This is a genomic window from Ancylobacter sp. VNQ12 (assembly GCF_049445835.1).
GTDB lineage: Bacteria > Pseudomonadota > Alphaproteobacteria > Rhizobiales > Xanthobacteraceae > Ancylobacter.
Genome location: NZ_JBMSDU010000005.1, coordinates 245,174 through 253,542 on the forward strand (window position 1 = coordinate 245,174; position 8,369 = coordinate 253,542).

The 8,369-nt window shown below is 58.1% G+C and carries 10 protein-coding genes; 1 reads left to right on the plus strand and 9 read right to left on the minus strand.

Annotated features, from left to right (window positions below; all coding sequences use genetic code 11):
- Nucleotide 1: 1 nt before the first annotated feature.
- The 8 genes from ACO2RV_RS10345 to ACO2RV_RS10380 form a co-directional block, all read right to left on the minus strand.
- Entirely contained in the window at nucleotides 2-226 is a 225-nt protein-coding gene (locus tag ACO2RV_RS10345) for a phage head-tail joining protein (protein WP_423292537.1), read from the minus strand.
- Nucleotides 226-2,067, minus strand: coding sequence for a prohead protease/major capsid protein fusion protein (locus ACO2RV_RS10350; RefSeq protein WP_423292557.1), 1,842 nt, complete (start codon nucleotides 2,065-2,067; stop codon nucleotides 226-228). The genes ACO2RV_RS10345 and ACO2RV_RS10350 overlap by 1 nt, the downstream gene beginning before the upstream one ends.
- A complete protein-coding gene (locus ACO2RV_RS10355; RefSeq protein WP_423292561.1) occupies nucleotides 2,064-2,249 on the minus strand; it encodes a hypothetical protein in 186 nt (61 codons plus the stop codon). The genes ACO2RV_RS10350 and ACO2RV_RS10355 overlap by 4 nt, the downstream gene beginning before the upstream one ends.
- Nucleotides 2,246-3,610, minus strand: a complete 1,365-nt coding sequence (locus ACO2RV_RS10360) for a phage portal protein (RefSeq protein WP_423292539.1) — start codon at nucleotides 3,608-3,610, stop codon at nucleotides 2,246-2,248. The genes ACO2RV_RS10355 and ACO2RV_RS10360 overlap by 4 nt, the downstream gene beginning before the upstream one ends.
- A 6-nt stretch (nucleotides 3,611-3,616) precedes the next feature.
- Nucleotides 3,617-4,195 carry a hypothetical protein gene (locus ACO2RV_RS10365; RefSeq protein ID WP_423292541.1) on the minus strand — a complete coding sequence of 193 codons (579 nt, stop codon included), beginning with the start codon at nucleotides 4,193-4,195 and terminating at the stop codon, nucleotides 3,617-3,619.
- Nucleotides 4,196-4,321: 126 nt separating this feature from the next.
- A complete protein-coding gene (locus ACO2RV_RS10370; RefSeq protein WP_423292543.1) occupies nucleotides 4,322-4,582 on the minus strand; it encodes a hypothetical protein in 261 nt (86 codons plus the stop codon).
- Entirely contained in the window at nucleotides 4,579-4,968 is a 390-nt protein-coding gene (locus ACO2RV_RS10375; protein WP_423292545.1) for a hypothetical protein, read from the minus strand. The genes ACO2RV_RS10370 and ACO2RV_RS10375 overlap by 4 nt, the downstream gene beginning before the upstream one ends.
- Nucleotides 4,965-5,375, minus strand: a complete 411-nt coding sequence (locus tag ACO2RV_RS10380; protein ID WP_423292547.1) for a hypothetical protein — start codon at nucleotides 5,373-5,375, stop codon at nucleotides 4,965-4,967. The genes ACO2RV_RS10375 and ACO2RV_RS10380 overlap by 4 nt, the downstream gene beginning before the upstream one ends.
- 85 nt (nucleotides 5,376-5,460) lie before the next feature.
- On the opposite strand from ACO2RV_RS10380, the gene ACO2RV_RS10385 reads away from it, so the two are divergent.
- Nucleotides 5,461-5,739: a helix-turn-helix domain-containing protein gene (locus ACO2RV_RS10385; RefSeq protein WP_423292559.1), complete on the plus strand. Its 279-nt coding sequence runs from the start codon at nucleotides 5,461-5,463 to the stop codon at nucleotides 5,737-5,739.
- Between the two features lie 35 nt (nucleotides 5,740-5,774).
- Here the strand turns inward: ACO2RV_RS10385 and ACO2RV_RS10390 are convergent, their stop codons facing one another.
- Nucleotides 5,775-8,273 (minus strand): SIR2 family protein, encoded by a 2,499-nt coding sequence (locus ACO2RV_RS10390; protein ID WP_423292549.1) that lies wholly within the window; start codon nucleotides 8,271-8,273, stop codon nucleotides 5,775-5,777.
- Nucleotides 8,274-8,369 lie beyond the last annotated feature (96 nt).

The following is an 8,369-nucleotide window of genomic DNA, read 5'->3' on the forward strand; positions in this document are numbered from 1 at the left end:
GTCACAGCCCTTTCGAGGTCTGGAAATAGACGGTGTTGATGCGCTGGCCCTGCGCGGCGGCGAGCTGGCGCTCGACATCGGCAATGGCTGCCGCGAGGTCGGCGTCGGTGCGGTATTCCATTTCGCGCCGGCCGAGCGGGGTTTGCACCACGATGCGGGAGACGCCCTGCGCGCGAGCATCGCGCAGGGCTTCGAGTCGTTGCTGGAGGGTGGCGGTGTTGCTCATCACGCCCCCGGATTCTTCACGAGGCCGCGGAAGTCGATGACGCCACAGCCGAAGTCGAGCCCGGCCGCGACCTTGACGGCGCGGGTGTCGAAGTCGATCTCGGTGCGGATCTGCGGCCCCTCGGCGCCGGAGACATAGCCATAGACGATGGAGGGCGCAGCAGCCGGATCGGCGGCGATGTACCAGTCACTGCCGGCGATATTGGCGTCGACCACCAGCTCCATCGTGCCGGCCCAGGGGTTCACATCGCCGGGTTTGGTGGCCGTGATGGCGGCGAGCACCTGGCGCGCGCCCAACTCCATATCTGGCCCGACCACGAGGAAGCGCGGCGCGAGGTTCAGCACCAGCCCGTCCAGGCTCTTCTGCTTGCGCAGCGCGCTCACGCTGGCATGCATCTGGGGCGCGCCGCCGAGCACGGCGGCCGTAACGAGGTTGCCGTGGTCAGCGTGGAACAAGGCTTTGCCGTCGGCCATCGGAGGGCTGCCGATCAGCAGGGCATAGACCATGCGGTTTTCATCCGCCGCGGCGCGGATGGCGATCATGGACGAGAAGTCGGCCAGCGCCGACAGGTCGTCATTGATCAGCGCCCGGCGGCCGATGATGATGCCGGCGTTGAACTCCTTCGCCGACACCTGCTCGCGGTTCTCGCTGACGGTGCCGTACCTGACCTCGCCATTCTCGCCGACCTCCTGGAAGCGGGGGAAGTCGCCGACGCGCAGGAAGTTGTGCGGCTTGAAGTCGACGAAGGAGCGGCGCGCCGCCCAGCGCCGATAGGTAGGATCGGCCACCTGGTAGTTGGCGAGCAGGCTCTTGTTGGCCGCGTCCGCCAGCAGCAGCGGGAAGTCGCTGGTGGAGTGGGCGCCGACGGCGCGCTCGATCAGCGCATTCTGGTCGTGCAGGTTCACGCGATCGCCGCGGGCGTGGGCCATCGTGCCAACCATGCTGAGGGTACTATAACCGTGATACTCGCGCGCTCGGCCTTCCAGCTTGCAGCGGGCGGGATTCATCCGGTGTGCGATCGCGTCGGCCATGACCGAACGGATCGCAACCGGGTCGTTGTGATCCTGCCCGACCGTGATCGTGGGCGCGGCCGAGCGGAAGGTCTGCAGCGGAGCGCTGCGGGTCTGCATGGCGGTGAAGGCCGCGGCTCGGGCGGCGTCGGCCGTCACGCCGGCGTCGATCTGGCCATCGATCCACGCCTGGTCGAGACCGGCGATGGTGCCGATGGAGCGGATCTCCGCATTGACGACGGCCCGTTCCGCGGACGCCGTGGGGTTGGAGGGCGCCGCGGCGGGCGGGGTGAGAGCCGGAGTATTCTCCGGCTGGGGGCTGACCGTCATGTCATGGCTCCTGATGCCTGCATGCGGGTCGGCGGGGAATAGAACGAGGCTACCTTCTTGAAGTTCGATTCTCTTGGCGATCTTCTCGCGGCGACCGGTCTTCTGATTGGTCCGCTCCAGCCAATCTTCGCCGCGAACGCTGTAACCCATCGATGAAGGAAAGGTGTGTCCATCGGTCAGTTCGGCGGCGATGCGCTGGGCGCGCTCAGAATGGCGGGAGAGCGTGGCACGGCCGAGCAGTTCCCCGCCGACCGCACGAATGCTGTCGACCAACCCAAGCCGAAACTCCACACTCTCCCTTCTGTGGCTGTCGAGGAGAGGCACGCTGGCGGGCCAATCAGACTGCGACAGCATGAGGATTTCATCGAATTCGCCGCGTGCATCCCAACGCGAGACAGCCGCACCCGTTGAGAGCACCAGAAGGAAGCTCCACGTTTCGGGATCCCAGCTCGAGGCTGGGCGAGCGGCACGGCGGGTGAGTATTTCTGCGGGTGCGTTCACGGGCGCTTCCTCCCATAGGTGCGTTCGCGCGCCTCGAGGACATGCTTGACGTCGCGATGCCAGTGCATCGCTGCGCATTCGAGGCGGCGAAGCTCATCGAGCGACAGGCGCTTTGGTTTGAGCCGAGGATAGGCGCTGCGCCAGAACTCGGCCCAGAGCGGCTGAATGCGGTCCTCCATCATGCTGCCACCTCGCCGGGTTGAGCCGTGCGGGCAGCGGCATTGAAGGACAGGCCGAGCGTTGCCTCGCGGGCCTTGTCGGCGGCGATCTCGGTGTCGAGCGCGCCGATGTCCATGCCGCGGGCGGCGACCGCCTCGCGCCGGCTCATCAGCCCGGCATTGATGGCGTCAATCTCGGCCTGCACATCCTTCGCGGGATCAACCCATTGGACCTTGGGCGTAATCCAGCGTACAGGAAGAAGATCCTCGACCCGATCGTCGATCCGGCCAGCCAGGGTCTCGATCATCACCCAGCGATGCCAGATCGGGCGGAGCGCCTGGAAGACGATCACGTTGTGCTGGATCATCTCGATCCGGCGGCGCCACTCGACGAGGCCGGCGCGGATCGAGGAGTAATTGACGCTGGAAAGGTCGCCGGTCAGCACCTCATAGGGCAGGCCAAGCGCCGTCGCGATCTCGCGCAGGGTGATGCGGGCAAAGTCGTTCGCTTCCTGCGCAATGGCCGGCGGGTCCGAAAAGCTCACATCCTTGCCGGGCGGCAGCACGTTGAGTGCGCCGGGTTCCATTGAACCGATCAAGGCGTCGCCCTGACTATCACCAGAGAAGGGCGCCGCGCCGTCGTTGGTGGTGACGAAGCCGGTGAGCAGGGCGCCGATCTTCTGGCGGGTTAGCTGCGCGCCATGCCATTCGTCATGTTCGGCAAGGCGAAGCAAGGCCGGCGCGAACCATGAAATGCCGCGCACTTGCCCAGGAAAGTCGACCCGGAACATGTGGATCACATCTTCGGCGGGCACCCGCACCGGGGAGAGGGTTAGCCCGAGGCCGATTTCCGGCTGTTCCTTCACGATCCAGTAGGCGACGCGGGTGCCGAAGACGTCGAACTCGACACCGTTGACGATGCGTCCGCCGTCGACGAGCGGTCGGGTAAGTGAAGCGTCGAGCTGGTCGGGATCGAGCACACGGATGCGCAGGCCCGCCGGGGTGGCGATCTTGAGCGCTAGCGCCTCGCCGTCGACGACCATGCCGCCGACCATGATCGCCGTCAGGCCGTAGAAGTCGGACAGGCCGTCTGCATCGGCCTCGTCGGTCCAAGCTGTCCATTGCGCCGCCAGCTTGTCCGTCACCGCCGGTACGACGCCGGTGCCGACGAGCGCCGCCACCCAGGCCGCCTTGGCCGCCGCAGCGTGGGGATTGTTGGCGACCAGATAGCGCGAACGGTTTGTCAGCGGGCGGCGCGCCGCCTCGGCGGCGGCGTGCTGGTTCCGCATGGTGCCCCAGCCGGCCGTGCGCCGTCCGGTCGACGCACCCTCATAGGAGCGCTTCCAGAGGCGGCTGAAGATGCGGGTAAGAGAGGACCGGGCCATTTGAGTTCAGTCCTCTTCATCCGTTCGCGTTTCGGCGATCGCCTTGGCGAGCGACGAAAACACGAAGCTTCGCGTTTCCTCAGGGGTCATGACGGTTTCTGGCTGCAGTGCCTTGAGTGAACGGATGACGTTCAGCATCACGTCGTAAAGGTCCACGATCTGTGCTGTGCCCCAGCCAAGGCGCCCGCGAATAATCTCCAAAATTGGCTTTGATGGATCGTGAAATTCGATGTCTATCTCTATGTTCGACTTGTCACTTGATCCGTGATCGATGATGGAAATGAGAGCGATGCAGTTATCGAATGCCTCTACACTGTCGGATGTCCACATTTCTTCGAAACGCGGCAGCAGCATCATTGCGGCGTCGACTGCGAACTGCGCGGTGCAGCCGCTCTTGATCAAGCCATTCACACAGTAGGCAACGCAGATGTCGGAGGCCGAGTATTGCTTCCATCCCTTGGCCTTAAGGCTCCAGGGAAAGAGGCCATTGCGCTGGCGCCAGGAGTTGAACGTGATCGGATTAACGCCGGCGACCGCCACCAGCGTCGAAAGCAAATACCGCTTGTCCTGACCACGTTCGCTCATAACGATACATATGCAGTGATTCCAATAACAATGCAAGCGTAGCGTTTCTCTTTTGCGCCTCGAATCGCCGAAAGGCGCCGCGCCACCTCGCCTTTGGGCACATCCACTTAGTATCGCCGCCGTAGGCTAGCGGGCGATGCGCTCTTCCATCGCCTCACACCGTGCGACGAGGCTCTGAGCCCGTTCGACGACGTCTCTCACCACGAAGTTGATATGGTCGGATTGCTCTTCGCGAAGGCGGATGATCACGTCGTCGCCGACGTATTGAACCTTAGGATTGATGCTGGTGAGTGCGTGACTGATCATCAGCTCGGTGATGGCCGCCATTCGCGCCAGGTCTCGAATGTCGTCGAGGAAACGGGTCTCTGGAGAACGATTGTCGGTCATGGCCGCACCTCGGAGCTGGCGGCCGACTGCAACAGCTGATGGTCGCGTACCTTGATGTCGGCGACCACGATTGCGAGTGCGTTCTCGTCGAACCACTCGCGCGTCACCAGGCGCTCGCCATATCGCTTGTTGTCGACGTAAAGGAGGATATGGCCCTTCATGCCGCCGAGGGTGTTCGAAGCCCTCGTGATCTTCCAGCTACCGAAGTCGTCGCTCACGAGATAGATGCCCTCTCCCTCATAGGCGCTGACGGGGCGCACCAGCACGAAATCCCAGCGGCTGCGGAGGGTGGGCTCCATGGAATCGCCGGGCACCATTTCGAGCCGCAGGCGCCGGGAGAGAAGATCTTCGGCGCGAACGGAGTGGCTGAACAGGTCACCGGTCATGGCCGCTTCTCCCCAGACCGGAGGGCGTTGCCGAACGACGTCAAGTCGGTGCGGCTCTTGAGGCCAGCGTCATAGCGCGCGCTGAACGTGTTGGCCGTGACCATGACCATGGCCATGTCTCCCGCCTCAAAGGTGCCGTCCTCGAAGACTGGCGAAGCGAGAGCTTCGCGCGACGGCAGCGCCAACCTGGGATGCTGCCGCGCGCCGGGATAAAGATCAGCCAGCGCGTCCTGAATCTGCCGCATAGCGTGCTCGATACGCTCCTGCGGCGAGAGCGGCGGGCCCGGCATCGCGGCATAGGCGAGGCCAACGGCCGGTGGGCCGACGACGAGTGTGGATAGGCCCAGGCGAAGGGTCTCCCGCCGGGAGCGGGCAAGCCCGTCCCGTTCGCGAACATGGGTGTCCATGCGCGTGCTCCTGTGTTAGGAAATCGTTGACGATCAACGATTAGCGTTGATCACAATTGCCGTCAACGATTTTCGTGGAGAATTTATGGAAACCGTGTGTCCTCCGCTGACCGCGCCACAGTCCCGGGCCGCTCGGGGCCTCCTCGATTGGTCACAATCCATGTTGGCGTCCCGCTCCAACCTTAGTGAGAGTACGGTTCGTGACTTTGAGAAGGGACGCCGTACACCAACAGTAAATAATCTTGCGGCGATCCGAGCGGCTTTAGAGAGCGCTGGCGTTATATTCTTAGACGAGAATGGGGAGGGGGCTGGGGTTCGACTACGTAAATGCCAAAATACTACGGATTCACAAAATATCTCGTAGCATCCAACAGCCGAATCCGAATTGAAAATAATAACCTACGTTATGGATCTGGCACTACTCTGTCTTTTTCTATTGCGACGTGAGGCGTTTGATGCATTTCTACCGCTCTTACGATAACCATCGTCCCATTCATTAAGTGTCACAAATTTTAGCATTCTATCCTTAGCTAGCTTTATGGCGTCTGAGTTAACACGTTTATCCATTTGCTGCAGACGATCAAAGTATTCGACGGCAGCTTGTTTTGCGACGTCCGACAAACCATGACGGAGAAGCGCCGGGACATGCCCGTTTGCTAGCGTAACAATCGGATAAGTATCAAGCTCTAGCGTCGGGTGGGCGTCCTGCAGCTTCAACGTGCGAACGGCCTCCGCTATAAGATTTTTAGTTATTTCGTCGTAAACACGTCGCTCCCTGGCGGCGCGCAATTTCAGATCAGCCAAGGCGTGCACGGCGAAGCTATTCTCTGGGTAAGCTTGAATTGAGCGCTGTAGCATATCCATCGCTACCTCGAGATTCCCATCTTGCGCTAAATACAAACCATACTGAAGCCAATAATGGCCATCCAATTGAAATTGAACTTCAAAATCTTGATAAATCTCTACACCTCTATGTCGATCTTTTTTGTCTTTTACTTGATCTACAACGAATCGATGGTTTAGCAGGAACCTAAAAAGTGCGGCATCGCGCCGATCGACGGAGCGAATTACCGGAATATTGTACTTTACGAATGTATGAAGTATCGATTTAATCGAAACTATCTTTGCAGATAATGGGCATAGATCATTAATTATGTGACGAACGTAAAGTTCATGGCGAGCAATGAGCCGTCCGTCTTCTGACTTTCCTATGATGCCTGTAAGAGCTAACAGTGCCGAACTAAAGTCTCGTTTTGGGTTGCAATAATTATATGCCTCAGCGGCAGCTTCGATGCTGATACCAACTCGGGCTAATGTCGATATACCTACTGTCAGAAGTAGCATTCTGGTGTCTTCATCAGGCAGGTGCTCAAATTCGTGCGTAATAATGTCAGTAAAATTGCGAGATTCTGTGGCTTCGCGAAGCGCGATTAGAAGTTGACTCCGAGATTGGGCAAGTTTCTTTTTCTGATCTTGCAACGTAAGTTTTCTGAACGCTGGAGCTGGAACATAAGATATAAGTCGATTTATCAGCGGTTCGTAGTCTGGGGCAGAAAATCGTTCAAATGAAATAGGCTTGACTCTGTCTCCGATCCGTCTATCCAAGTGTTCATGCCACTCCCCGCTTCGGGCGGTCGACACAATTATTAGATCGCCGCCTGTAACTGCCTCCGTCTCGTCACGAAAAGCATCTCCATAAATAAATAGATCGCCGATATAGACGATCGATTTTTTTCCATTACCAATTTTCTTTATTACTTCCAGCGCGCGCCTGACCGATCGTACGTCGGATGTTATTTCGTAAATAGTACAATCATTTTCTTCCGCATATTTTAAGAGGCTAATCATGGTAGCGGTAGTTTTCCCGCTGCCTGATTGACCTATGACGACAAATAATTGATCGTTTTTTCCATAGGCGGCACCAAATGCGCGGTCTATTTCTAGGATAGAAGTTAGCTTCACGGGAATATCAGACGAAGCAATTTCCCAAGACGGTGGAAAGCCCTGCAAAAATCGGCGAGCAAGGTAGGATTTGTCGTGGTCAGGAAGATTGTTTACCTTTTGTCTTATCTCTTTGGGGTTTATCAGGCGAATGGCGTTGGCAATCTCGATATCGCTTCTTGTCACATTGTGGAGTACATCGGCTCCGTATCCACCCCTGGCCGCGACAACATCCTTTGGTTTCACGGGCTCGGAAAAATGGCTGTCCAGCCAATTGACGAATTCTTCGAGGGTGGCCTTGATATGTACGATTCCTTTCGACTTAAAATTTCCTAGCTTAATGGCCGAATAATCATCAGGGCTGATAAGGTAAGCACGTCCAGAGCTCGTGTTGTTGTCGCGTTTTGCTCGCTCTAGTTCTGCGTTTAGAATGGGTTCCTGCAAAGCTGAGCCGATAAATATAGGACAGAATGCGATATAGTCTTGGGCTGCTCTTTGGTACCAAAAGTGCCTTTCGCCTTTTAGGGTTTCGGCGTATTCTGTTTCAGAAAGAATAAAACCGGCATCGGGTTTCGTAATTTGTCCATGCAAATGCACGACATGTAAGAAATCAGGCCCTTCAAATTCACTTGCCTTATCTCTCATGCCATTAAAATTACGTCGGCGTTGAGCCGTTGTTCTATTAATGTTTTCGATGGAATCGTCGATATTCCAAGTATAAAGTCGGCACCAAGTATATTGTAGCAATCTTATGATTTCGTCAGATGGTGTGACGCCCTTGTATTCTTTTTCAAGAATATTTATTATTGCAGCATCGCTCAGGTAGGATCCGCTCACGGCTCCCAGAACTTCCGTTAGAGTTTCGCCGCTGTAGGGGAGGCCGGCCTCTGTAGCCAAAAGCGTTGCTAAGGATTTACCCGTCTTAACAGCGCGGTGACGAAGTAGCAGTTTGATCAAGCGTCCTCTGCCGGGGCCGCGATGGCGAGGAACGCCGGTGCGCCGTTGATTTCGGCGATGATGACGATGGCCAGCGCGACATCGGTCTGAATGACG

Excerpts from the sequence above, each read along its gene's own strand:
- ACO2RV_RS10345 (WP_423292537.1), bottom strand. The coding sequence starts at position 226 with ATGAGCAACACCGCCACCCTCCAGCAACGACTCGAAGCCCTGCGCGAT.
- ACO2RV_RS10355 (WP_423292561.1), bottom strand. The coding sequence starts at position 2,249 with ATGATGGAGGACCGCATTCAGCCGCTCTGGGCCGAGTTCTGGCGCAGC.
- ACO2RV_RS10360 (WP_423292539.1), bottom strand. The coding sequence starts at position 3,610 with ATGGCCCGGTCCTCTCTTACCCGCATCTTCAGCCGCCTCTGGAAGCGC.
- ACO2RV_RS10365 (WP_423292541.1), bottom strand. The coding sequence starts at position 4,195 with ATGAGCGAACGTGGTCAGGACAAGCGGTATTTGCTTTCGACGCTGGTG.
- ACO2RV_RS10370 (WP_423292543.1), bottom strand. The coding sequence starts at position 4,582 with ATGACCGACAATCGTTCTCCAGAGACCCGTTTCCTCGACGACATTCGA.
- ACO2RV_RS10375 (WP_423292545.1), bottom strand. The coding sequence starts at position 4,968 with ATGACCGGTGACCTGTTCAGCCACTCCGTTCGCGCCGAAGATCTTCTC.
- ACO2RV_RS10380 (WP_423292547.1), bottom strand. The coding sequence starts at position 5,375 with ATGGACACCCATGTTCGCGAACGGGACGGGCTTGCCCGCTCCCGGCGG.
- ACO2RV_RS10385 (WP_423292559.1), top strand. The coding sequence starts at position 5,461 with ATGGAAACCGTGTGTCCTCCGCTGACCGCGCCACAGTCCCGGGCCGCT.